Below are 23782 nucleotides of genomic sequence, written 5' to 3'. Positions count from 1 at the left end.
AGTAGTACGATGGCGAAACTGCATGATTACTACAAAGACGAAGTAGTTAACAAACTCATGACTGAGTTTAACTACAATTCTGTCATGCAAGTCCCTCGGGTCGAGAAGATCACCCTGAACATGGGTGTTGGTGAAGCGATCGCTGACAAGAAACTGCTGGATAACGCAGCAGCTGACCTGACAGCAATCTCCGGTCAAAAACCGCTGATCACCAAAGCACGCAAATCTGTTGCAGGCTTCAAAATCCGTCAGGGCTATCCGATCGGCTGTAAAGTAACTCTGCGTGGCGAACGCATGTGGGAGTTCTTTGAGCGCCTGATCACTATTGCTGTTCCACGTATCCGTGACTTCCGTGGCTTGTCCGCTAAGTCTTTCGACGGTCGTGGTAACTACAGCATGGGTGTCCGTGAGCAGATCATCTTCCCAGAAATCGACTACGATAAAGTCGACCGCGTGCGTGGTTTGGATATTACCATTACCACTACTGCGAAATCTGACGAAGAAGGCCGTGCTCTGCTGGCTGCCTTTGACTTCCCGTTCCGCAAGTAAGGTAGGGTTACTGAATGGCTAAGCAATCAATGAAAGCACGCGAAGTAAAGCGCGTAGCTTTAGCTGATAAATTCTTCGCTAAACGCGCTGAACTGAAAGCGATCATTTCTGATGTGAACGCTTCCGACGAAGATCGTTGGAATGCGGTTCTCAAGCTGCAGTCTCTGCCGCGTGATTCCAGCCCGTCTCGTCAGCGTAACCGCTGTCGTCAAACAGGTCGTCCACATGGTTATGTGGGCAAGTTTGGGTTGAGCCGTATCAAACTGCGTGAAGCCGCCATGCGCGGTGAAGTGCCAGGCTTGAAAAAGGCTAGCTGGTAATTACCAATTGAATCACGGGAGTAAAGACAGATGAGCATGCAAGATCCGATCGCGGATATGCTGACCCGTATCCGTAACGGTCAGGCCGCGAACAAAGTTGCGGTCACCATGCCTTCCGCCAAGCTGAAAGTGGCAATTGCCAACGTGCTGAAGGAAGAAGGTTTTATCGAAGATTTTAAAGTTGAAGGCGACACCAAGCCGGAACTGGAACTTACTCTCAAGTATTTCCAGGGTAAAGCTGTTGTAGAAAGCATTCAGCGTGTCAGCCGCCCAGGCCTGCGCATCTATAAGAAAAAAGATGAGCTGCCAAAAGTTATGGCTGGTCTTGGTATCGCAGTTGTTTCTACCTCTAAAGGTGTTATGACTGATCGTGCAGCGCGCCAGGCTGGTCTTGGTGGCGAAATTATCTGCTACGTAGCCTAATCGGAGGAAAGAATGTCTCGTGTTGCTAAAGCACCGGTCGTCATTCCTGCCGGCGTTGATGTTAAAATCGACGGTCAGGTTATTACGATCAAAGGTAAAAACGGCGAGCTGACTCGTACCCTCAACAAAGCTGTTGAAGTTAAACATGCAGATAACGCTCTGACCTTCGGTCCACGTGATGGTTTCGTGGATGGATGGGCTCAGGCTGGTACCGCGCGTGCCCTGCTGAACTCAATGGTTGTTGGTGTTACCGAAGGCTTCACTAAAAAGCTTCAGCTGGTTGGTGTAGGTTATCGTGCAGCGATCAAAGGGAATGCAGTAGGCCTGTCTCTGGGCTTCTCACACCCTGTTGAGCATCCGCTGCCGGCCGGTATCACTGCAGAATGCCCGACTCAAACTGAAATCGTGCTGAAAGGCGCTGATAAACAGCTGATCGGTCAGGTTGCAGCAGATCTGCGCGCCTACCGTCGTCCTGAGCCTTACAAAGGCAAGGGTGTTCGTTACGCCGACGAAGTCGTGCGTACCAAAGAGGCTAAGAAGAAGTAAGGTAACACTATGGATAAGAAATCTGCTCGTATCCGTCGTGCGACCCGCGCACGCCGCAAGCTCAAAGAGCTGGGTGCAACTCGCCTGGTGGTACATCGTACCCCGCGTCATATTTACGCACAGGTAATTGCACCGAACGGTTCTGAAGTTCTGGTAGCTGCTTCTACTGTAGAAAAAGCTATCTCAGAACAATTGAAGTACACCGGTAACAAAGACGCCGCTGCAGCTGTAGGTAAAGCTGTTGCTGAACGCGCTCTGGAAAAAGGCATCAGCAATGTTTCCTTTGACCGTTCCGGGTTCCAATATCATGGTCGTGTCCAGGCACTGGCAGATGCTGCCCGTGAAGCTGGCCTTCAGTTCTAAGGTAGAGGTGTAAGATGGCTCACATCGAAAAACAGGCTGGCGAACTGCAGGAAAAGCTGATCGCGGTAAACCGCGTATCTAAAACCGTTAAAGGTGGTCGTATTTTCTCCTTCACAGCTCTGACTGTAGTAGGCGATGGTAACGGTCGCGTTGGTTTTGGTTACGGTAAAGCGCGTGAAGTTCCAGCAGCGATCCAGAAAGCGATGGAAAAAGCCCGTCGCAATATGATTAACGTCGCGCTGAACAACGGCACCCTGCAACACCCTGTTAAAGGTGTTCACACGGGTTCTCGTGTATTCATGCAGCCAGCTTCAGAAGGTACCGGTATCATCGCCGGTGGTGCAATGCGCGCCGTTCTGGAAGTTGCTGGGGTTCATAACGTTCTGGCCAAAGCATATGGTTCCACCAACCCGATTAACGTGGTTCGTGCAACTATTGATGGCCTGGAAAATATGAATTCTCCAGAAATGGTCGCTGCCAAGCGTGGTAAATCCGTTGAAGAAATTCTGGGGTAATTGACCATGGCAAAGACTATTAAAATCACTCAAACCCGCAGTGCAATCGGTCGTCTGCCGAAACACAAGGCAACGCTGCTTGGCCTGGGTCTGCGTCGTATTGGTCATACCGTTGAGCGCGAGGATACTCCTGCTGTTCGTGGTATGGTCAACGCGGTTTACTTCATGGTTAAAGTTGAGGAGTAAGAGATGCGTTTAAATACTCTGTCTCCGGCCGAAGGCTCTAAAAAGGCGGGTAAACGCCTGGGTCGTGGTATCGGTTCTGGCCTCGGCAAAACCGGTGGTCGTGGTCACAAAGGTCAGAACTCTCGTTCTGGCGGTGGCGTACGTCGCGGTTTCGAGGGTGGCCAGATGCCACTGTACCGTCGTCTGCCGAAGTTCGGCTTCACCTCTCGCAAAGCAGCGATCACAGCGGAAATCCGTCTGTCTGACCTGGCGAAAGTTGAAGGCGGCGTTGTAGACCTGAACACGCTGAAAGCAGCAAACATTATCGGTATTCAGATCGAGTTCGCGAAAGTGATCCTGTCTGGTGAAGTTTCTACTCCGGTAACTGTTCGTGGCCTGCGTGTTACTAAAGGTGCTCGTGCTGCTATCGAAGCTGCTGGCGGTAAAATTGAGGAATAAGTAGCAGATGGCTAAGCAACCGGGATTAGATTTTCAAAGTGCCAAAGGTGGATTTGGCGAGCTGAAACGCAGACTGCTGTTTGTTATCGGCGCGCTGATTGTGTTCCGTATTGGCTCTTTTATTCCGATCCCTGGTATCGATGCCGCTGTACTTGCCAAACTGCTTGAGCAACAGCGAGGCACCATCATTGAAATGTTCAACATGTTCTCTGGTGGTGCTCTCAGCCGTGCTTCTATCTTCGCTCTGGGTATCATGCCGTATATTTCGGCATCGATTATTATCCAGCTGCTGACGGTCGTTCATCCGGCCCTGGCAGAATTGAAGAAAGAAGGGGAGTCTGGACGTCGTAAGATTAGTCAGTACACCCGTTACGGTACTCTGGTGCTGGCAATATTCCAGTCTATCGGTATTGCTACCGGTCTGCCGAATATGCCTGGTATGCAGGGCCTGGTATTAAACCCAGGCTTTGCATTCTATTTCACCGCTGTTGTTAGTCTGGTCACAGGGACGATGTTCCTGATGTGGCTCGGCGAACAGATTACTGAGCGTGGTATCGGTAACGGTATCTCAATCATTATCTTCGCCGGTATTGTTGCGGGTCTTCCGCCAGCCATCGCCCACACTATCGAGCAAGCGCGTCAAGGCGACCTGCACTTCCTCCTGTTGCTGTTGGTTGCAGTATTAGTATTTGCAGTGACGTTCTTTGTTGTCTTCGTTGAACGTGGTCAACGCCGCATTGTGGTGAACTACGCGAAACGTCAGCAAGGTCGTCGTGTCTATGCTGCACAGAGCACACATTTACCGCTGAAAGTGAATATGGCGGGGGTAATCCCGGCAATCTTCGCTTCCAGTATTATTCTGTTCCCGGCAACCATCGCGTCATGGTTCGGGGGCGGTACTGGTTGGAACTGGCTGACAACAATTTCGCTGTATTTGCAGCCTGGGCAACCACTTTATGTGTTACTCTATGCGTCTGCGATCATCTTCTTCTGTTTCTTCTACACGGCGTTGGTCTTCAACCCGCGTGAAACAGCAGATAACCTGAAGAAGTCCGGTGCATTTGTACCAGGAATTCGTCCGGGAGAGCAAACGGCGAAGTATATCGATAAAGTAATGACCCGCCTGACTTTGGTTGGTGCGCTTTATATTACTTTTATCTGCCTGATCCCGGAGTTCATGCGTGATGCAATGAAAGTACCGTTCTACTTCGGTGGGACCTCACTGCTTATCGTTGTTGTCGTGATTATGGACTTTATGGCTCAAGTGCAAACTCTGATGATGTCCAGTCAGTATGAGTCTGCATTGAAGAAGGCGAACCTGAAAGGCTACGGCCGCTAATTGGTCGCCTGAGAAGTTACGGAGAGTAAAAATGAAAGTTCGTGCTTCCGTCAAGAAATTATGCCGTAACTGCAAAATCGTTAAGCGTGATGGTGTCATCCGTGTGATTTGCAGTGCCGAGCCGAAGCATAAACAGCGCCAAGGCTGATTATTTCGCATATTTTTCTTGCAAAGTTGGGTTGAGCTGGCTAGATTAGCCAGCCAATCTTTTGTATGTCTGTACGTTTCCATTTGAGTATCCTGAAAACGGGCTTTTCAGCATGGTGCGTACATATTAAATAGTAGGAGTGCATAGTGGCCCGTATAGCAGGCATTAACATTCCTGATCAGAAACATGCTGTGATCGCATTAACTTCGATCTACGGCGTCGGCAAGACCCGTTCTAAAGCCATTCTGGCTGCAGCGGGTATCGCTGAAGATGTTAAGATCAGTGAGCTGTCTGAAGAACAAATCGACACGCTGCGTGACGAAGTTGCCAAATTTGTCGTTGAAGGTGATCTGCGCCGTGAAATCAGCATGAGCATCAAGCGCCTGATGGATCTTGGTTGCTATCGCGGTTTGCGTCATCGTCGTGGTCTGCCAGTGCGCGGTCAGCGTACTAAGACCAACGCACGTACCCGTAAGGGTCCGCGCAAACCGATCAAGAAATAATCGGGGTGATTGAATAATGGCAAAGGCACCAGTTCGTGCACGTAAACGTGTAAGAAAACAAGTCTCTGACGGCGTGGCTCATATCCATGCTTCTTTCAACAACACCATCGTTACTATTACTGATCGTCAGGGTAACGCTTTGGGTTGGGCAACAGCCGGTGGTTCCGGTTTCCGTGGTTCTCGCAAATCCACTCCGTTCGCAGCTCAGGTTGCAGCAGAGCGTTGCGCTGAAGCCGTAAAAGAATACGGCATCAAGAATCTGGAAGTTATGGTTAAAGGTCCGGGTCCGGGTCGTGAATCTACTGTTCGCGCTCTGAACGCCGCTGGTTTCCGCATCACGAATATTACTGATGTGACTCCGATCCCTCATAACGGTTGTCGTCCGCCGAAAAAACGTCGCGTATAACGCTCGTTTTTTAGGTTAGTTGGAGATAGAAAATGGCAAGATATTTGGGTCCTAAGCTCAAGCTGAGCCGTCGTGAGGGCACCGACTTATTCCTTAAGTCTGGCGTTCGCGCGATCGATACCAAGTGTAAAATTGAACAAGCTCCTGGCCAGCACGGTGCGCGTAAACCGCGTCTGTCTGACTATGGTGTGCAGTTGCGTGAAAAGCAAAAAGTTCGCCGTATCTACGGTGTGCTGGAGCGTCAGTTCCGTAACTACTATAAAGAAGCAGCACGTCTGAAAGGCAACACAGGTGAAAACCTGCTGGCTCTGCTGGAAGGTCGTCTGGACAACGTTGTTTACCGTATGGGCTTCGGCGCGACTCGTGCTGAATCACGCCAGTTGGTTAGCCACAAAGCAATCATGGTAAACGGTCGTGTTGTTAACATCGCTTCTTATCAGGTTAAAGCGAATGACGTTGTTAGCATTCGTGAGAAAGCGAAAAAGCAATCTCGCGTGAAGGCCGCTCTGGAGCTGGCTGAGCAGCGTGAAAAGCCAACCTGGCTGGAAGTTGATGCTGGCAAGATGGAAGGTACGTTCAAGCGTCAGCCGGAACGTTCTGATCTGTCTGCGGACATTAACGAACACCTGATCGTCGAGCTTTACTCCAAGTAAAGCTTAGTACCAAAGAGAGGACACAATGCAGGGTTCTGTGACAGAGTTTCTAAAACCGCGCCTGGTAGATATCGAGCAAGTGAGTTCGACGCACGCCAAGGTGACCCTTGAGCCTTTAGAGCGTGGCTTTGGCCATACTCTGGGTAACGCACTGCGCCGTATTCTGCTCTCATCGATGCCGGGTTGCGCGGTGACCGAGGTTGAGATTGATGGTGTACTTCATGAGTACAGCACCAAAGAAGGCGTTCAGGAAGATATCCTTGAAATCCTGCTCAACCTGAAAGGGCTGGCGGTGAGAGTTCAGGGTAAAGATGAAGTTATTCTTACTCTGAATAAATCTGGCATTGGCCCTGTGACTGCAGCCGACATCACCCACGACGGTGATGTTGAAATCGTCAAGCCGCAGCACGTGATCTGCCACCTGACCGATGAGAACGCAGCTATTAGCATGCGTATCAAAGTTCAGCGCGGTCGTGGTTATGTGCCGGCTTCTGCCCGAATTCATTCGGAAGAAGATGAGCGCCCAATCGGCCGTCTGCTGGTCGACGCATGCTACAGCCCTGTAGAGCGTATTGCCTACAATGTTGAAGCAGCGCGTGTAGAACAGCGTACCGACCTGGACAAGCTGGTCATCGAAATGGAAACCAACGGCACAATCGATCCTGAAGAGGCGATTCGTCGTGCGGCAACCATCCTGGCAGAACAACTGGAAGCTTTCGTTGACTTACGTGATGTTCGTCAGCCGGAAGTGAAAGAAGAGAAACCAGAATTCGATCCGATCCTGCTGCGCCCTGTTGACGATCTCGAATTGACTGTCCGCTCTGCTAACTGCCTCAAGGCAGAAGCTATCCACTATATCGGTGATCTGGTACAGCGTACCGAGGTTGAGTTGCTGAAAACGCCGAACCTGGGTAAAAAATCTCTTACCGAGATTAAAGACGTGCTGGCTTCACGTGGTTTGTCTCTGGGCATGCGCCTGGAAAACTGGCCACCAGCAAGCATTGCTGACGAGTAACCGGATCACAGGTTAAGGTTTTACTGAGAAGGATAAGGTCATGCGCCATCGTAAGAGTGGTCGTCAACTGAACCGCAACAGCAGCCATCGCCAGGCTATGTTCCGCAACATGGCAGGTTCACTGGTTCGTCATGAAATCATCAAGACGACCCTGCCTAAAGCGAAAGAGCTGCGTCGCGTAGTTGAGCCGCTGATTACTCTTGCCAAGACTGACAGCGTTGCTAATCGTCGTCTGGCATTCGCCCGCACTCGTGATAACGAGATCGTGGCAAAACTGTTTAACGAACTGGGCCCGCGTTTCGCGAGCCGTGCCGGTGGTTACACTCGCATTCTGAAGTGTGGTTTCCGTGCAGGCGACAACGCGCCGATGGCTTACATCGAGCTGGTTGATCGTTCAGAGAAAGCAGAAGCTGCTGCAGAGTAATCTGCAGTAACGTAAAAAAACCCGCCTCGGCGGGTTTTTTTATATCCGCAGTATCCCCACTTCTCTACAATGTCTGTATTAATTCTGTTCATCCCCTGGAGCTGACGATGTGGTTGCTTGACCAGTGGGCAGAACGCCATATTCGCGATGCCCAAAATAAAGGTGATTTCGACGATCTCCCCGGAAGCGGCGAACCTCTTGTGCTGGAAGATGATTCGCATATTGCGCCTGAACTGCGGGCCGGATACCGTTTACTAAAAAACGCCGGCTGTCTTCCTCCTGAGCTTGAGCAGCGCAGAGAGGCCGTTGAACTTATCGATTTGCTAAAAGGTATTCGCCGGGACGATCCACGACATACTGAACTTAGCCGCAGGCTTGCCCTTGTCGAGCTCAAGTTACTTCAGGCCGGGTTGAGTACTGAATTTCTGCATGGCGAATACAGTGAAAGATTGATGCAGAAAATAAACGAGGAGTAGCGATGTACCGTATCGGTGAACTTGCAAAGCTCGCGAACGTAACGCCGGATACTATCCGATATTACGAAAAGCAGCAGATGATCGATCATGAAGTACGCACAGAAGGCGGGTTTCGGCTTTATACCGATAACGATCTACAGCGTTTAAGATTTATACGCTATGCGCGACAGCTTGGATTCACGCTGGACTCGATCCGCGAGTTATTATCGATCCGCATCGATCCTGAACATCATACCTGCCAGGAATCAAAAAGCATCGTGCAGGCCCGGCTTGATGAAGTTGAAGCCCGTATTCAGGAGCTGCAAACCATGCAACGTTCTCTGCAAAGGCTGAATGATGCCTGCTGTGGAACGGCCCATAGCAGTATTTATTGTTCAATTCTTGAAGCCCTTGAACAGGGGGCCAGTGGAGAAACGCGGGGATGTTGATTTTTAATCCACCCGGGTCTAGACTTCCGTCGTCATAAATCATGCTCAGGAGAAAAGATGAGCCACTATCAGCATACGAAGGGACAAATTAAAGACAATGCCATTGAGGCCTTACTTCACGACCCGCTTTTTCGACAGCGTGTTGAAAAGAATAAAAAAGGGAAGGGAAGTTATCTGCGTAAAAACAAACATGCAAAACGGGGTAACTGGGAGGCCAGTGGCAAGCAAGCGAATCGCTTATTTACCACTGGCCTTCCTGCTTTAATTTGCTGATTAAACGCGGTTGTTCTGCTCTTTTAACAGATCGCGGATTTCAGTCAGCAAGACTTCTTCTTTCGTTGGTGCTGGCGCAGCTGCTGGCTCTTCTTTTTTACGGTTGAGTCTGTTGATCAGCTTGATAGCCATGAAAATAGCAAACGCCACAATCACGAAATCAAATACGTTCTGAATAAATACGCCATAATGCATCACTACTGCCGGGATATCCCCCTGCGCTTCACGCAGCGTGAAGGCAAATTGTTTGAAATCAATGCCCCCGATGAGCAACCCTAAAGGTGGCATGATGATATCTGCAACTAATGATGAAACAATCTTGCCGAATGCCGCACCAATAATGACACCCACTGCCAAATCAACCACGTTCCCGCGCATCGCAAATTCGCGAAATTCTTTAATAAAACTCATTATGTTCTCCTTGTGCCAGCTGACGACTATAAGTTTAACAAATGATTAGCTATTTGCCATTCGGGATAATTAAACGTTATGAAAAATAAAAGGCACAGGAATTAAGCGGTTAAAGCGTGGGTGCTCGTATGCGAGCACCCGACTCATTAAAGGAAGAAGGGACTTGGCTGGAATAAACGCTCGACGTCGGTAATAAACTTTTTATCGGTAAGGAACATAATTACGTGATCGCCTTGTTCAATACGCAAATTATCATTGGCGATCATGACATCATTCCCACGCACGACAGCGCCGATTATGGTGCCTGGCGGCAGTTTAATTTCGTCGATGGCGCGGCCCACAACGCGTGACGTGGTTTCATCACCATGCGCCACCGCTTCAATGGCTTCAGCCACACCGCGGCGGAGCGATGAAACACCCACAATGTCCGCTTTACGTACATGGCTAAGCAGGGCAGAAATCGTTGCCTGCTGCGGTGAAATGGCAATATCAATAACGCTGCCCTGAACGAGATCAACATAAGCCTTACGCTGGATAAGCACCATGACCTTCTTTGCCCCCATACGCTTGGCGAGCATGGCAGACATAATATTCGCCTCGTCATCATTAGTGACGGCAATAAAAAGATCTACTTGATCAATATGTTCTTCTGCCAGCAGCTCCTGATCCGACGCATCGCCATAAAATACGATCGTATTTTGCAACTTCTCCGCCAGTTCAGAAGCCCGCTGTTGATCGCGCTCGATCAATTTCACGCTATAGTCTTTTTCCAGCCTGCGCGCGAGACCCGCGCCGATATTGCCGCCGCCGACCAGCATAATACGTTTATAAGGCTTTTCGAGACGCTGTAGCTCACTCATCACCGCACGGATATGCTGAGAGGCAGCAATAAAGAAGACCTCATCGCCAGCTTCGACAATGGTAGAGCCTTGCGGGCGGATAGGTCTGTCGTGACGGAAAATGGCGGCGACGCGCGTATCAATATGGGGCATATGTTCGCGCATGGTGGACAACGCGTTGCCAATCAATGGCCCACCGTAATAAGCCTTAACTACAGCCAGACTGACTTTCCCTTCGGCAAAGTTCACCACCTGCAGTGCCCCTGGATATTCGATCAGGCGATAGATATTGTCGATAACCAGTTGTTCAGGCGCGATGAGATGATCGATTGGAACCGCTTCTGAATTAAACAGTTTCTCGGCATCGCGAACATAGTCCGGAGAGCGGATACGCGCGATTCGGTTTGGTGTGTTGAAAAGCGAATAGGCCACCTGACAAGCCACCATATTGGTTTCATCAGAACTGGTGACCGCAACCAGCATGTCGGCATCGTCAGCGCCAGCCTCGCGCAGAACGCGCGGATGCGAACCGTGACCCTGCACAACGCGAAGGTCAAACTTGTCCTGCAATACGCGCAGACGATCGCCGTTGGTATCAACAATAGTGATGTCATTGTTTTCGCCAACCAGGTTTTCTGCCAGCGTTCCACCAACCTGTCCTGCGCCCAGAATGATAATCTTCATATCTTGTGACCTGTTCTCAACATCACTCTTTGATTAGCTTAGCGTAAAAGAAGCCATCACCCTCTTCCGCACCCGGCAGGTTCTGCTGACCCGGGTTTTCAGGTGTTCCCGTATCACGCAGCGTAGCGTCCGGAGTGCGTTTAAGGAAGGCCGCGATTTGCTGGTTGTTTTCTTCCGGCAGCACGGAGCAGGTCGCGTAGACCAGCGTTCCACCAGGTTTTAGATGCGGCCAGATGGCGTCAAGAATATCCGATTGCAGTTGGGCAAGTTCCTTGATATCACGATCGCGGCGCAGCCACTTGATATCGGGGTGACGGCGAATAACACCGGTTGCAGAGCAAGGGGCATCCAGCAAAATACGATCGAATTGTGTTTCACCACACCATTCTGCGGGTTTGCGTCCATCGCCCTGCTTAACCTGAGCCTTCATACCCAGACGCTTAAGGTTATCGTAGACGCGTGAAAGACGCTGCTCATCAACATCGACTGCCATCACGCTGGCCTGCGGAGCCACTTCCAGAATGTGCGTTGTTTTTCCGCCCGGTGCTGCGCACAGATCGAGGATCTGCTCGCCATTTTTCGGGTCAAGGAAAGTCATACAACCCTGAGCAGAGGCATCCTGTACGGTCACCCAGCCTTCATCAAAACCGGGTAAAGCATGTACCGGTGCAGGGGAAGCTAAACGCACGGCGTCAGGATAGGCATCATGCGTGAATCCACTCATTCCGGCCTCTTCGAGCAAGCTCAGCCAGGCATCGCGGGTATGATGATTCCGGTTTACGCGCAGCCACATCGGTGGACGTTGATTATTGGCTTCGGCAATGTTTTGCCATTGTTGTGGATACGCCTTTTTAAGGCGATTCAGAAGCCAGTCCGGGTGCAGGTAACGTGTTTCGCTTTGCGTAAATTCAGCCAGCAGCTCTTCCTGCTGTCGCTGGAACTGACGCAGTACACCGTTGATCAGCCCTTTCAACTGAGGACGTTTAATCGCAACGGCACCTTCCACCGTCTCAGCCAGTGCGGCATGAGGGGGGATGCGGGTATGAAGAAGCTGATAAAAACCCACCATAATCAAATAATGTATGGTGCGCTGTTTGCTGGTCATTGGGCGTGACATCAGCTTATTAATGAGCCACTCAAGTTGAGAGAGAGTGCGCAGGACGCCAAAACAGAGCTCCTGAAGCAGGGCTTTGTCTTTATCAGATACTTTTTGTTGCAGGGGAGGCAGGACATTACTCAATGACTGACCCTGCTCGATGACCTGCTCCACGGCCTGCGCCGCCATACTGCGAAGATTTTGTTTTTTCATAACCGTAAAAATAAAAATGCCCGGAACACCGGGCTTTAAGCAAATATTGGATCAGGCAAGGCGATTGCCCGGTATAAACCATTCGCGACGGGAATTTAACAGATCCTGTGCACTCATGGCTTTCTTACCGGCCGGTTGTAACGACTCAAGATTCAGGATCCCTTCTGCAGTCGCAACCTGAATTCCGTTCTTGCTGGCGTCGATAATCGTACCGGGTTCAGCAGCTGCTGTGACGCTGTTTATCACTGACGCTTTCCAGACTTTCACGGGCTGCTCATCAATCATCAGCCAGCTCATTGGCCATGGATTGAAGGCGCGGATGCAGCGTTCAAGTTGAGCGGCGGAGAGAGACCAGTCGATCCGGGCTTCTTCTTTGCTCAGTTTTTCGGCGTAGGTGACGAGAGACTCATCCTGAACCTCAGGCTTCGCCGTATTGTCAGCAAGCTGCTGTAAGGTCTTAATGAGCCCTTGTGGGCCGAGATCTGCCAGCTTGTCATACAGCGTAGCGCTGGTATCTTCTGCCGTAATGGGACACGTCAACTTATACAGCATGTCGCCCGTGTCTAAACCTACATCCATCTTCATGATTGTCACGCCGGTTTCAGCATCACCCGCCCACAGGGAGCGCTGTATAGGTGCCGCACCACGCCAACGCGGGAGCAGGGAACCATGCACGTTGATACAGCCCAGGCGAGGCATATCAAGCACGGCTTTTGGCAGAATTAAACCATACGCCACCACCACCATTACGTCGGCATTCAGGTCAGCAACCAGCTGCTGGTTTTCCTGAGGGCGTAAGGAGGCGGGCTGGAAAACGGGTAGCCCATGCTCTTCTGCCAGCACCTTTACGGGGCTCGGCATCAGTTTTTTACCGCGACCTGCCGGGCGGTCCGGCTGGGTAAAGACGCCAACAACCTGGTGACCAGAAGATAACAGCGCGTCAAGATGACGCGCTGCAAAATCAGGGGTTCCCGCGAAGATAATACGTAGTGTTTTAGACACGATGATCCTTGTATCCGGGGGGACGTTATGCGCGAGAGCGCAAACGATCCAGTTTCTCTACTTTTTGACGAATACGCTGCTGTTTCAGCGGCGAGAGGTAATCGATAAACAGTTTACCGACCAGATGATCCATCTCATGCTGAATACAAATCGCCAGCAGGTCGTCTGCTTCCAGTTCGAACGGATTACCGTCACGATCCAGGGCGCGAATTTTCACTTTTTCGGCACGTGGCACCAAAGCGCGCTGTTCAGGAATGGACAGACAGCCTTCCTCGATACCCGTTTCGCCGCTCTTTTCAAGCAACTCAGGGTTTATCAGCACCAGACGCTCATCGCGATTTTCAGAAACATCGATCACGATAATACGCTTGTGAATGTCTACCTGGGTCGCCGCCAGGCCAATGCCTTCTTCAGCGTACATGGTATCGAACATATCATCGACGATACGCTGAATTTCTGCATTCACTTCTTTAACCGGTTCAGCGACGATGCGAAGGCGCTCGTCCGGAATATGTAACACTTGCAAAACTGCCATAAATTTCCAGAGTCGTGTTCAGGAGTTGATAAGAATATTACTTCTATTCTAGACAAATCCCCGGTCGATTGACAGCATCAGTGACCAATCGCAATGATTGCGCAGGCCGCTTATGGCAGGGGGAAAGGATGACGTCTACCGAGATATGGTTACGGCTTATCCACACGGGTTCACTGTGTGGTGATGGGATGCTGGAAGCCGCTGCATGGTTGCACAAGCAGACAAATATAGATGTTCCTGCTGTCATAGACGCCGGGCTGTCAGCAAAACAGGCTAGCCGGTTCTTTGCCTTAGAGGAAAGTGAACTGGAGCGAAGCCTTAAGTGGCTTGAAATGCCGGGAAATCATTTGTTGACGGCAAACCATCCCCTTTATCCCCCTTTGCTGCGAACGATTCCCGATTATCCTGGGGCATTATGTGTAAAAGGTAACTTAGCGACGCTTAATACTGTCCAACTGGCTGTGGTGGGGAGTCGGGCGCCGTCATGGTACGGTGAGCGGTGGGGGAAAATCCTGTGCGAACAGCTTTCACAAAGCGGTTTCACAATCACCAGCGGGTTGGCCTGCGGTATTGACGGTGTCGCCCATCACGCTGCGCTGTCCGCAAAAGGACGTAGCGTGGCCGTGCTGGGGAACGGCCTGTTTAGCGTTTATCCCCGTCGGCATCAGGCTCTGGCGATGCAGATTATTGAATCTGACGGGGCGATAGTGTCTGAGTTTCCTCTCTCGGCACAGCCCCGACCGGCAAACTTTCCGCGCCGTAATCGGATTATCAGCGGGTTAAGCCAGGGCGTCTTGGTCGTTGAAGCGGCAGTGCGAAGCGGCTCTCTGGTCACGGTCCGGTGCGCACTTGAGCAGGGGCGGGAGGTTTTCGCCTTGCCCGGTCCGATAGGTAACCCCGGCTGCGAAGGGCCACACTGGCTGATAAAGCAGGGCGCAACGCCGGTAACCGAGGTAGGGGATATTCTTGAAAATTTGCAACATGGGTTGCAATGGCTGAAGGAAGATCCCGAAAAGCGACATTATTCGTCAGATCAGGGAAAGGTGGCATTGCCATTTCCTAAGCTCCTGGCTAACGTAGGAGATGAGGTAACACCTGTTGACGTTGTCGCTGAACGTGCCGGCCAACCTGTGCCAGTAACGGTAGCACAGCTACTCGAACTGGAGTTAGCAGGGTGGATCGCAGCTGTACCCGGCGGCTATGTCCGATTAAGGAGGGCATGCCATGTTCGACGTACTGATGTATTTGTTTGAGACTTACATCCATAACGAAGCAGAAATGCGAGTGGATCAGGACAAATTGACACAGGATCTTACCGATGCGGGGTTTGAGCGGGAAGATATCTATAATGCGTTGATGTGGCTGGAAAAACTGGCTGATTATCAGGAAGGCCTCGCCGAACCGATGCAGCTTGCTTCTGACCCATTGTCAGTACGCATCTATACCGCTGAAGAGTGTGAAAGGCTGGATGCCAGCTGCCGAGGATTCATCTTATTCCTTGAGCAGATTCAGGTGCTAAACCTCGAAACGAGAGAAATGGTGATAGAGCGCGTCATGGCGCTGGATACGGCAGAATTTGAACTGGAAGATCTCAAATGGGTGATCCTGATGGTTCTGTTTAATATCCCGGGTTGTGAAAATGCCTATCAGCAAATGGAAGAATTACTCTTTGAAGTGAATGAAGGTATGCTGCATTAATTCAAATGTGCAGCACCAAGAGTTCTTATGGCCAAATCCGCACTATTTACGGTGCATAAAAACGAGCCCTGCCCGCAGTGCGGGGCTGAACTTGTTATTCGGTCCGGGAAACACGGTCCGTTTCTCGGTTGTTCACACTATCCGGAATGTGATTATGTCCGTCCTCTTAAAAGCCAGGCGGATGGACATATCGTCAAAATTCTGGAGGGGCAGTTATGTCCTGCCTGTGGTGGTGAATTAGCGTTGCGTCAGGGGCGGTTCGGTATGTTTATTGGCTGTAGCCGTTATCCGGAATGTGAGCATACAGAACAAATTGATAAGCCAGATGAAACGGCTATTGCCTGTCCTCAGTGCCAACGTGGTCAACTGGTACAGCGTCGTTCTCGTTTTGGTAAGACTTTCCATTCCTGCGATCGTTACCCTGACTGCCAGTTCGTTATCAATTTCAAACCGGTAGCGGGTATCTGCGTGCATTGCCATTATCCGCTACTCATCGAGAAGAAAACCGCGCAAGGCATTAAACGCTTCTGCGCCAGTAAACAATGTGGAAAGCCGGTTCCGGCGGATCAAAACAGTGAATAATAACCTGCCATCAGGTTCCATTGCGTATGCAGTGGACGTACTGAAAAAAGAAGAAGTCATCGCTTATCCAACTGAAGCTGTCTTTGGGGTCGGTTGCGATCCTGACAGTGAGACGGCCGTTGGCCGATTGCTGGCACTTAAGCAACGGCCTGTCGAAAAAGGACTGATTTTAATCGCGGCCAATTATGAGCAGCTTAAACCTTACATTGATGATTCCATGCTTACCCCGGCCCAGCGTGAAGCCATCTTCTCCGTATGGCCTGGACCGGTGACCTTCGTTTTCCCGGCCCAGCCGACAACACCGCGCTGGTTAACCGGAAGGTTTGATTCGCTGGCGGTGCGCGTCACCGACCATCCGCTGGTGGTTGAGCTTTGTGTGGCGTTTGGTAAACCACTGGTTTCAACCAGCGCGAATCTGACCGGGTTACCTCCGTGCCGGACAACCGAAGAAGTGCTGGCACAGTTCGGGAATGATTTCCCGGTTGCTGCCGGCGAGACGGGAGGGCGCCTGAATCCGTCCGAAATTCGCGACGCATTAACCGGTGAACGTTTTCGCCAGGGGTAATCTCATGGAAACTTATGCTGTTTTTGGTAACCCGATTGCACACAGTAAGTCACCCTTGATCCATCAGCAATTTGCGGAGCAGTTGCAGATAGATCACCCTTACGGCCGCGTGCTGGCACCGGTTGATGCATTTATCCCAACGCTCGAGGCGTTTTTCGCTGCGGGCGGCAAAGGGGCGAATGTGACGGTTCCCTTTAAAGAAGAGGCATTTGAACGTGCAGACGAACTGACCGAGCGTGCTTCACTTGCTGGTGCAGTAAATACCTTAAAACGGCTTGAGGATGGCCGCCTTCTGGGTGACAACACTGACGGGATTGGTTTACTGAGCGATCTGGAAAGACTTTCGTTTATCAAGCCTGGTTTCCGGGTTCTGCTGATTGGTGCGGGTGGTGCATCGCGGGGCGTGCTGTTGCCCCTGCTTTCACTGGACTGTGCAGTGACCATTACCAACAGAACCTTTTCCAGGGCAGAAGCGCTGGCGGCGTTGTTTGCCCATACCGGTAGCGTGAGCGCCATCGCGCTTGAGGATCTCGAAGACCGTGAATTTGATCTGGTCATCAATGCCACGTCCAGCGGCATTAATGGTGAGATCCCGGCAATCCCCGTTTCTCTTATCAACTCTCATATGTACTTCTATGACATGTTTTACCAGAAAGGGAAGACACCCTTCCTTATGTGGTGTGAAGAACATGGCGCGAAACAGTTAGCCGATGGGCTGGGGATGCTGGTGGGCCAGGCTGCGCATGCGGTGCTGCTCTGGCATGGTGTGTTACCTGCAGTCGAGCCGGTGATAGAAAAGTTAAAGCAGGAGCTTTCGGCGTGAATCAGGCTATTCACTTCCCGGACAGAGAGAGCTGGGATGAGGATAAACAAGCAGTCTGCTTCCCGGTGCTGGTGCAGGGGATGCAACTTACCTGTGCCATTCATAGGGAAACGCTGCTACGTCGTTTTGGCGGTTCAGATCCTTTAGACATATTTTGTGAAAATCGCTGGGATCTTGAAGAAGAAGCCAGCGATTTAATCCGCGACCAGCAGGAAGACGATCAGGGCTGGGTCTGGTTAACCTGATCCAGATAGTCATTCTTCCATTTAACGTAGTTGTTCGCCGAGTATTTTAATCCTTCGATCTCTGCCTCCTTCAGGGGGCGGATCTGTTTTACAGGGCTACCCAGATAGAGATAGCCGCTCTCCAGCCGTTTGTTCTGCGGGACCAGGCTACCGGCACCAATCATTACGTCATCTTCTACTATGACGCCATCCAGCAAAATCGATCCCATGCCAACAAGTACGCGATTTCCAATAGTGCAGCCGTGAAGCATCACTTTATGGCCAACGGTGACATCCTCTCCAATAATGAGTGGATTACCTTCCGGGTTATAAGAGGATTTGTGCGTGACATGCAGAACGCTGCCGTCCTGAATATTGGTACGTGCGCCAATCGACACAGAGTTAACGTCTCCCCTGATGGCAACGAGTGGCCAGATACTGACATCATCAGCCAGTCGGACATCACCTACGACTACGCTGCTGGCATCGATCATTACGCGATCGCCTTGTTTGGGGAACAGATCTTTATAAGGACGTAATACAGTAGACATAACTACCTCTAAGGATGAGCGCTAGACAGAAGACTTTGATCATATTATGGGATCGAGGCAAGGCAAAATACGTCAATATTTAAGCAGATCGGGCGGGATTTCAGCGAAAAGCGCGGAAAATCAGCAGTTGGAAAAAAAGATCTAAAAAATACTTGTGCTAAAAAATGGGATCCCTATAATGCGCCTCCATCGACACGGCAGATGTGAATCACTTCACAGACAACCCGGTCGGTTGAAGAGAAAAAATCCTGAAATAACGGGTTGACTCTGAAAGAGGAAAGCGTAATATACGCCACCTCGCAACGGTGAGCGAAAGCCGCGTTGCACTGCTCTTTAACAATTTATCAGACAATCTGTGTGGGCACTCAAAGTGACATGGATTCTTAACGTCGCAAGACGAAAAATGAATACCAAGTCTCTGAGTGAACATACGTAATTCATTACGAAGTTTAATTCACGAGCATCAAACTTAAATTGAAGAGTTTGATCATGGCTCAGATTGAACGCTGGCGGCAGGCCTAACACATGCAAGTCGAACGGTAGCACAGAGAGCTTGCTCTCGGGTGACGAGTGGCGGACGGGTGAGTAATGTCTGGGAAACTGCCTGATGGAGGGGGATAACTACTGGAAACGGTAGCTAATACCGCATAACGTCGCAAGACCAAAGAGGGGGACCTTCGGGCCTCTTGCCATCAGATGTGCCCAGATGGGATTAGCTAGTAGGTGGGGTAACGGCTCACCTAGGCGACGATCCCTAGCTGGTCTGAGAGGATGACCAGCCACACTGGAACTGAGACACGGTCCAGACTCCTACGGGAGGCAGCAGTGGGGAATATTGCACAATGGGCGCAAGCCTGATGCAGCCATGCCGCGTGTATGAAGAAGGCCTTCGGGTTGTAAAGTACTTTCAGCGGGGAGGAAGGTGTTGTGGTTAATAACCGCAGCAATTGACGTTACCCGCAGAAGAAGCACCGGCTAACTCCGTGCCAGCAGCCGCGGTAATACGGAGGGTGCAAGCGTTAATCGGAATTACTGGGCGTAAAGCGCACGCAGGCGGTCTGTCAAGTCGGATGTGAAATCCCCGGGCTCAACCTGGGAACTGCATTCGAAACTGGCAGGCTAGAGTCTTGTAGAGGGGGGTAGAATTCCAGGTGTAGCGGTGAAATGCGTAGAGATCTGGAGGAATACCGGTGGCGAAGGCGGCCCCCTGGACAAAGACTGACGCTCAGGTGCGAAAGCGTGGGGAGCAAACAGGATTAGATACCCTGGTAGTCCACGCCGTAAACGATGTCGACTTGGAGGTTGTGCCCTTGAGGCGTGGCTTCCGGAGCTAACGCGTTAAGTCGACCGCCTGGGGAGTACGGCCGCAAGGTTAAAACTCAAATGAATTGACGGGGGCCCGCACAAGCGGTGGAGCATGTGGTTTAATTCGATGCAACGCGAAGAACCTTACCTACTCTTGACATCCAGAGAACTTTCCAGAGATGGATTGGTGCCTTCGGGAACTCTGAGACAGGTGCTGCATGGCTGTCGTCAGCTCGTGTTGTGAAATGTTGGGTTAAGTCCCGCAACGAGCGCAACCCTTATCCTTTGTTGCCAGCGGTTAGGCCGGGAACTCAAAGGAGACTGCCAGTGATAAACTGGAGGAAGGTGGGGATGACGTCAAGTCATCATGGCCCTTACGAGTAGGGCTACACACGTGCTACAATGGCGCATACAAAGAGAAGCGACCTCGCGAGAGCAAGCGGACCTCATAAAGTGCGTCGTAGTCCGGATTGGAGTCTGCAACTCGACTCCATGAAGTCGGAATCGCTAGTAATCGTAGATCAGAATGCTACGGTGAATACGTTCCCGGGCCTTGTACACACCGCCCGTCACACCATGGGAGTGGGTTGCAAAAGAAGTAGGTAGCTTAACCTTCGGGAGGGCGCTTACCACTTTGTGATTCATGACTGGGGTGAAGTCGTAACAAGGTAACCGTAGGGGAACCTGCGGTTGGATCACCTCCTTACCTTAAAGAACCTGCCTTTGTAGTGCTCACACAGATTGTCTGATGAAAAGTAAATAGCAAGGCGTCTTGCGATTGAGACTTCAGTGTCCCCTTCGTCTAGAGGCCCAGGACACCGCCCTTTCACGGCGGTAACAGGGGTTCGAATCCCCTAGGGGACGCCACTTGCTGGTTCGTGAGTGAAAGTCACCTGCCGTCATATCTCAAAACTGACTTGCGAGTCATGTTTGAGATATTTGCTCTTTAAAAATCTGGATCAAGCTGAAAATTGAAACGACACACATGTTATGTGTGTTCGAGTCTCTCAAATTTTCGCAAACCGATGATGAATCGAAAGAAACATCTTCGGGTTGTGAGGTTAAGCGACTAAGCGTACACGGTGGATGCCCTGGCAGTCAGAGGCGATGAAGGACGTGCTAATCTGCGAAAAGCGCCGGCGAGGTGATATGAACCTTTGACCCGGCGATGTCCGAATGGGGAAACCCAGTGCAATTCGTTGCACTATCGTTAACTGAATACATAGGTTAACGAGGCGAACCGGGGGAACTGAAACATCTAAGTACCCCGAGGAAAAGAAATCAACCGAGATTCCCCCAGTAGCGGCGAGCGAACGGGGAGCAGCCCGGAGTCTGAATCAGCTTGTGTGTTAGTGGAACGGTCTGGAAAGTCCGACGGTACAGGGTGATAGTCCCGTACACGAAAATGCACAGGTTGTGAACTCGAAGAGTAGGGCGGGACACGTGGTATCCTGTCTGAATATGGGGGGACCATCCTCCAAGGCTAAATACTCCTGACTGACCGATAGTGAACCAGTACCGTGAGGGAAAGGCGAAAAGAACCCCGGCGAGGGGAGTGAAAAAGAACCTGAAACCGTGTACGTACAAGCAGTGGGAGCCTACTTGTTAGGTGACTGCGTACCTTTTGTATAATGGGTCAGCGACTTATATTCTGTAGCAAGGTTAACCGTATAGGGGAGCCGAAGGGAAACCGAGTCTTAACTGGGCGTTAAGTTGCAGGGTATAGACCCGAAACCCGGTGATCTAGCCATGGGCAGGTTGAAGGTTGGGTAACACTAACTGGAGGACCGAACCGACTAATGTTGAAAAATTAGCGGATGACCTGTGGCTGGGGGTGAAAGGCCAATCAAACCGGGAGATAGCTGGTTCTCCCCGAAAGCTATTTAGGTAGCGCCTCGTGAACTCATCTTCGGGGGTAGAGCACTGTTTCGGCTAGGGGGCCATCCCGGCTTACCAACCCGATGCAAACTACGAATACCGAAGAATGTTATCACGGGAGACACACGGCGGGTGCTAACGTCCGTCGTGAAGAGGGAAACAACCCAGACCGCCAGCTAAGGTCCCAAAGTCATGGTTAAGTGGGAAACGATGTGGGAAGGCACAGACAGCCAGGATGTTGGCTTAGAAGCAGCCATCATTTAAAGAAAGCGTAATAGCTCACTGGTCGAGTCGGCCTGCGCGGAAGATGTAACGGGGCTAAACCATGCACCGAAGCTGCGGCAGCGACACTATGTGTTGTTGGGTAGGGGAGCGTTCTGTAAGCCGTTGAAGGTGGCCTGTGAGGGTTGCTGGAGGTATCAGAAGTGCGAATGCTGACATAAGTAACGATAAAGCGGGTGAAAAGCCCGCTCGCCGGAAGACCAAGGGTTCCTGTCCAACGTTAATCGGGGCAGGGTGAGTCGACCCCTAAGGCGAGGCCGAAAGGCGTAGTCGATGGGAAACAGGTTAATATTCCTGTACTTGGTGTTACTGCGAAGGGGGGACGGAGAAGGCTATGTTAGCCGGGCGACGGTTGTCCCGGTTTAAGCATGTAGGCGGAGGTTCCAGGTAAATCCGGTACCTTATTAACGCTGAGGTGTGATGACGAGGCACTACGGTGCTGAAGTAACAAATGCCCTGCTTCCAGGAAAAGCCTCTAAGCATCAGGTAACACGAAATCGTACCCCAAACCGACACAGGTGGTCAGGTAGAGAATACCAAGGCGCTTGAGAGAACTCGGGTGAAGGAACTAGGCAAAATGGTGCCGTAACTTCGGGAGAAGGCACGCTGATATGTAGGTGAAGCCCCTGCGGGTGGAGCTGAAATCAGTCGAAGATACCAGCTGGCTGCAACTGTTTATTAAAAACACAGCACTGTGCAAACACGAAAGTGGACGTATACGGTGTGACGCCTGCCCGGTGCCGGAAGGTTAATTGATGGGGTTAGCGGCAACGCGAAGCTCTTGATCGAAGCCCCGGTAAACGGCGGCCGTAACTATAACGGTCCTAAGGTAGCGAAATTCCTTGTCGGGTAAGTTCCGACCTGCACGAATGGCGTAATGATGGCCAGGCTGTCTCCACCCGAGACTCAGTGAAATTGAACTCGCTGTGAAGATGCAGTGTACCCGCGGCAAGACGGAAAGACCCCGTGAACCTTTACTATAGCTTGACACTGAACACTGGTCCTTGATGTGTAGGATAGGTGGGAGGCTTTGAAGCGTGGACGCCAGTCTGCGTGGAGCCGCCCTTGAAATACCACCCTTTAATGGCTGGTGTTCTAACGTAGACCCGTAATCCGGGTTGCGGACAGTGTCTGGTGGGTAGTTTGACTGGGGCGGTCTCCTCCCAAAGAGTAACGGAGGAGCACGAAGGTTAGCTAATCCTGGTCGGACATCAGGAGGTTAGTGCAATGGCATAAGCTAGCTTGACTGCGAGAGTGACGGCTCGAGCAGGTGCGAAAGCAGGTCATAGTGATCCGGTGGTTCTGAATGGAAGGGCCATCGCTCAACGGATAAAAGGTACTCCGGGGATAACAGGCTGATACCGCCCAAGAGTTCATATCGACGGCGGTGTTTGGCACCTCGATGTCGGCTCATCACATCCTGGGGCTGAAGTAGGTCCCAAGGGTATGGCTGTTCGCCATTTAAAGTGGTACGCGAGCTGGGTTTAGAACGTCGTGAGACAGTTCGGTCCCTATCTGCCGTGGGCGCTGGAGAATTGAGGGGGGCTGCTCCTAGTACGAGAGGACCGGAGTGGACGCATCACTGGTGTTCGGGTTGTCATGCCAATGGCACTGCCCGGTAGCTAAATGCGGAAGAGATAAGTGCTGAAAGCATCTAAGCACGAAACTTGCCCCGAGATGAGTTCTCCCTGAGACTATAAGTCTCCTGAAGGAACGTTGAAGACGACGACGTTGATAGGTCGGGTGTGTAAGCGCAGCGATGCGTTGAGCTAACCGATACTAATGAACCGTGAGGCTTAACCTTACAACGCCGAAGCTGTTTTGGCGTGAGAGAGACGATTTTCAGCCTGATACAGATAACAGAATTTGCCTGGCGGCTTTAGCGCGGTGGTCCCACCTGACCCCATGCCGAACTCAGAAGTGAAACGCCGTAGCGCCGATGGTAGTGTGGGGTCTCCCCATGTGAGAGTAGGGAACTGCCAGGCATCAAATTTAGTGTGCTGATATGGCTCAGTTGGTAGAGCGCACCCTTGGTAAGGGTGAGGTCCCCAGTTCGACTCTGGGTATCAGCACCACTTTATACTTAGGT

30 protein-coding genes, 2 tRNA genes and 3 rRNA genes are annotated in these 23782 nt (G+C 51.3%); 29 read left to right on the top strand and 6 right to left on the bottom strand.

Translation table 11 applies throughout. The annotated features are described in order from the left end of the window. The first annotated feature begins 9 nt into the window (after positions 1-9). The 18 genes from rplE to ABFI50_RS07070 all read left to right on the top strand — a co-directional run bounded on the left by rplE (position 10) and on the right by ABFI50_RS07070 (position 9005). Positions 10-549, top strand: coding sequence for a 50S ribosomal protein L5 (gene rplE / locus ABFI50_RS07155; RefSeq protein WP_001096206.1), 540 nt, complete (start codon positions 10-12; stop codon positions 547-549). Between the two features lie 14 nt (positions 550-563). Beyond that, positions 564-869 carry a 30S ribosomal protein S14 gene (rpsN, locus tag ABFI50_RS07150; protein WP_003863291.1) on the top strand — a complete coding sequence of 102 codons (306 nt, stop codon included), beginning with the start codon at positions 564-566 and terminating at the stop codon, positions 867-869. 30 nt (positions 870-899) lie between these two features. Next, positions 900-1292: a 30S ribosomal protein S8 gene (rpsH, locus tag ABFI50_RS07145; protein WP_006178918.1), complete on the top strand. Its 393-nt coding sequence runs from the start codon at positions 900-902 to the stop codon at positions 1290-1292. 12 nt (positions 1293-1304) lie between these two features. Then, positions 1305-1838: a 50S ribosomal protein L6 gene (gene rplF, locus ABFI50_RS07140; RefSeq protein WP_003863296.1), complete on the top strand. Its 534-nt coding sequence runs from the start codon at positions 1305-1307 to the stop codon at positions 1836-1838. 9 nt (positions 1839-1847) lie between these two features. Further along, positions 1848-2201, top strand: a complete 354-nt coding sequence (gene rplR / locus ABFI50_RS07135; RefSeq protein ID WP_003863297.1) for a 50S ribosomal protein L18 — start codon at positions 1848-1850, stop codon at positions 2199-2201. A gap of 14 nt (positions 2202-2215) precedes the next feature. Continuing rightward, positions 2216-2716: a 30S ribosomal protein S5 gene (gene rpsE, locus ABFI50_RS07130; RefSeq protein WP_003863299.1), complete on the top strand. Its 501-nt coding sequence runs from the start codon at positions 2216-2218 to the stop codon at positions 2714-2716. 6 nt (positions 2717-2722) lie between these two features. Continuing rightward, positions 2723-2902, top strand: coding sequence for a 50S ribosomal protein L30 (gene rpmD, locus ABFI50_RS07125; protein WP_003863301.1), 180 nt, complete (start codon positions 2723-2725; stop codon positions 2900-2902). Between the two features lie 3 nt (positions 2903-2905). Beyond that, positions 2906-3340, top strand: a complete 435-nt coding sequence (rplO, locus tag ABFI50_RS07120; RefSeq protein WP_014885468.1) for a 50S ribosomal protein L15 — start codon at positions 2906-2908, stop codon at positions 3338-3340. A 7-nt stretch (positions 3341-3347) separates the two neighbouring features. Next, on the top strand, positions 3348-4679 hold the full coding sequence (secY, locus tag ABFI50_RS07115) for a preprotein translocase subunit SecY (RefSeq protein ID WP_003863305.1): 1332 nt from the start codon (positions 3348-3350) through the stop codon (positions 4677-4679). A gap of 31 nt (positions 4680-4710) precedes the next feature. Beyond that, positions 4711-4827, top strand: a complete 117-nt coding sequence (gene rpmJ, locus ABFI50_RS07110; RefSeq protein ID WP_000868187.1) for a 50S ribosomal protein L36 — start codon at positions 4711-4713, stop codon at positions 4825-4827. 146 nt (positions 4828-4973) lie between these two features. After that, a complete protein-coding gene (gene rpsM / locus ABFI50_RS07105; protein WP_003863308.1) occupies positions 4974-5330 on the top strand; it encodes a 30S ribosomal protein S13 in 357 nt (118 codons plus the stop codon). A gap of 16 nt (positions 5331-5346) precedes the next feature. Then, the gene (rpsK, locus tag ABFI50_RS07100; protein WP_003863312.1) at positions 5347-5736 is read left to right on the top strand and encodes a 30S ribosomal protein S11; all 390 of its coding nucleotides are present in this window, start codon (positions 5347-5349) and stop codon (positions 5734-5736) included. Between the two features lie 32 nt (positions 5737-5768). After that, positions 5769-6389: a 30S ribosomal protein S4 gene (rpsD, locus tag ABFI50_RS07095; RefSeq protein ID WP_003863314.1), complete on the top strand. Its 621-nt coding sequence runs from the start codon at positions 5769-5771 to the stop codon at positions 6387-6389. A 25-nt stretch (positions 6390-6414) separates the two neighbouring features. Next, entirely contained in the window at positions 6415-7404 is a 990-nt protein-coding gene (rpoA, locus tag ABFI50_RS07090) for a DNA-directed RNA polymerase subunit alpha (protein ID WP_002919219.1), read from the top strand. A gap of 40 nt (positions 7405-7444) precedes the next feature. Then, a complete protein-coding gene (rplQ, locus tag ABFI50_RS07085; RefSeq protein ID WP_001216368.1) occupies positions 7445-7828 on the top strand; it encodes a 50S ribosomal protein L17 in 384 nt (127 codons plus the stop codon). Positions 7829-7935: 107 nt separating this feature from the next. Beyond that, positions 7936-8304, top strand: coding sequence for a DUF1992 domain-containing protein (locus tag ABFI50_RS07080; RefSeq protein WP_282376373.1), 369 nt, complete (start codon positions 7936-7938; stop codon positions 8302-8304). 2 nt (positions 8305-8306) lie between these two features. Continuing rightward, complete coding sequence (gene zntR / locus ABFI50_RS07075) at positions 8307-8732, top strand: Zn(2+)-responsive transcriptional regulator (RefSeq protein WP_014885465.1); 426 nt, start codon at positions 8307-8309, stop codon at positions 8730-8732. 57 nt (positions 8733-8789) lie between these two features. Further along, positions 8790-9005, top strand: coding sequence for an alternative ribosome-rescue factor A (locus tag ABFI50_RS07070; protein WP_014885464.1), 216 nt, complete (start codon positions 8790-8792; stop codon positions 9003-9005). Here ABFI50_RS07070 and mscL read toward each other — a convergent pair whose 3' ends face one another. The 5 genes from mscL to def all read right to left on the bottom strand — a co-directional run bounded on the left by mscL (position 9006) and on the right by def (position 13785). Then, positions 9006-9416: a large-conductance mechanosensitive channel protein MscL gene (gene mscL, locus ABFI50_RS07065; protein WP_014833515.1), complete on the bottom strand. Its 411-nt coding sequence runs from the start codon at positions 9414-9416 to the stop codon at positions 9006-9008. 146 nt (positions 9417-9562) lie between these two features. Then, a complete protein-coding gene (trkA, locus tag ABFI50_RS07060) occupies positions 9563-10939 on the bottom strand; it encodes a Trk system potassium transporter TrkA (RefSeq protein ID WP_014885463.1) in 1377 nt (458 codons plus the stop codon). A gap of 22 nt (positions 10940-10961) precedes the next feature. Next, complete coding sequence (gene rsmB / locus ABFI50_RS07055) at positions 10962-12248, bottom strand: 16S rRNA (cytosine(967)-C(5))-methyltransferase RsmB (protein WP_347485709.1); 1287 nt, start codon at positions 12246-12248, stop codon at positions 10962-10964. Positions 12249-12299: 51 nt separating this feature from the next. Beyond that, positions 12300-13250: a methionyl-tRNA formyltransferase gene (gene fmt / locus ABFI50_RS07050; protein WP_250128312.1), complete on the bottom strand. Its 951-nt coding sequence runs from the start codon at positions 13248-13250 to the stop codon at positions 12300-12302. Between the two features lie 25 nt (positions 13251-13275). Further along, the gene (gene def, locus ABFI50_RS07045; RefSeq protein ID WP_006812188.1) at positions 13276-13785 is read right to left on the bottom strand and encodes a peptide deformylase; all 510 of its coding nucleotides are present in this window, start codon (positions 13783-13785) and stop codon (positions 13276-13278) included. A gap of 128 nt (positions 13786-13913) precedes the next feature. Between def and dprA the strand changes: the two genes are divergently transcribed. The 6 genes from dprA to ABFI50_RS07015 are packed head-to-tail and all read left to right on the top strand — an operon-like array spanning position 13914 to position 17698. Beyond that, a complete protein-coding gene (gene dprA / locus ABFI50_RS07040) occupies positions 13914-15038 on the top strand; it encodes a DNA-protecting protein DprA (protein ID WP_347485707.1) in 1125 nt (374 codons plus the stop codon). After that, positions 15010-15483 (top strand): DUF494 family protein Smg, encoded by a 474-nt coding sequence (smg, locus tag ABFI50_RS07035; RefSeq protein ID WP_008503477.1) that lies wholly within the window; start codon positions 15010-15012, stop codon positions 15481-15483. Before dprA ends, smg begins: the two co-directional genes overlap by 29 nt. Positions 15484-15510: 27 nt before the next feature. Beyond that, positions 15511-16065: a topoisomerase DNA-binding C4 zinc finger domain-containing protein gene (locus tag ABFI50_RS07030; RefSeq protein ID WP_023338824.1), complete on the top strand. Its 555-nt coding sequence runs from the start codon at positions 15511-15513 to the stop codon at positions 16063-16065. Next, positions 16058-16630 (top strand): L-threonylcarbamoyladenylate synthase type 1 TsaC, encoded by a 573-nt coding sequence (gene tsaC / locus ABFI50_RS07025; protein ID WP_023337875.1) that lies wholly within the window; start codon positions 16058-16060, stop codon positions 16628-16630. Before ABFI50_RS07030 ends, tsaC begins: the two co-directional genes overlap by 8 nt. Before the next feature lie 4 nt (positions 16631-16634). Continuing rightward, the gene (gene aroE, locus ABFI50_RS07020; protein WP_014885457.1) at positions 16635-17453 is read left to right on the top strand and encodes a shikimate dehydrogenase; all 819 of its coding nucleotides are present in this window, start codon (positions 16635-16637) and stop codon (positions 17451-17453) included. Then, complete coding sequence (locus tag ABFI50_RS07015) at positions 17450-17698, top strand: DUF1488 domain-containing protein (protein ID WP_045282265.1); 249 nt, start codon at positions 17450-17452, stop codon at positions 17696-17698. The genes aroE and ABFI50_RS07015 overlap by 4 nt, the downstream gene beginning before the upstream one ends. Here the strand turns inward: ABFI50_RS07015 and ABFI50_RS07010 are convergent. Beyond that, a complete protein-coding gene (locus ABFI50_RS07010; RefSeq protein WP_014885455.1) occupies positions 17674-18228 on the bottom strand; it encodes a gamma carbonic anhydrase family protein in 555 nt (184 codons plus the stop codon). The genes ABFI50_RS07015 and ABFI50_RS07010 overlap by 25 nt on opposite strands. Positions 18229-18699: 471 nt before the next feature. Here ABFI50_RS07010 and ABFI50_RS07005 point away from each other — a divergent pair. The 5 genes from ABFI50_RS07005 (at position 18700) to ABFI50_RS06985 (ending at position 23768) form a co-directional block, all read left to right on the top strand. Further along, positions 18700-20239: ribosomal RNA gene (locus tag ABFI50_RS07005) — 16S ribosomal RNA — on the top strand. A gap of 85 nt (positions 20240-20324) precedes the next feature. Further along, a tRNA-Glu gene (locus ABFI50_RS07000) sits at positions 20325-20400 on the top strand. 192 nt (positions 20401-20592) lie between these two features. Beyond that, a 23S ribosomal RNA gene (locus ABFI50_RS06995) occupies positions 20593-23497 on the top strand. Positions 23498-23562: 65 nt separating this feature from the next. Then, positions 23563-23678 (top strand): 5S ribosomal RNA (gene rrf, locus ABFI50_RS06990). The 16S, 23S and 5S rRNA genes sit together here with 2 tRNA genes alongside, the layout of an rRNA operon. 14 nt (positions 23679-23692) lie before the next feature. After that, positions 23693-23768: transfer RNA gene (locus ABFI50_RS06985), tRNA-Thr, on the top strand. Positions 23769-23782: the final 14 nt, after the last annotated feature.

It is taken from the genome of Enterobacter sp. HNDS-6 (genome assembly GCF_039850505.1).
GTDB classification, from domain to species: Bacteria; Pseudomonadota; Gammaproteobacteria; order Enterobacterales; family Enterobacteriaceae; genus Enterobacter; species Enterobacter kobei.
Note: the sequence above shows the minus strand (reverse complement) of the source record. Positions and strands in the feature narration are given on the sequence as shown.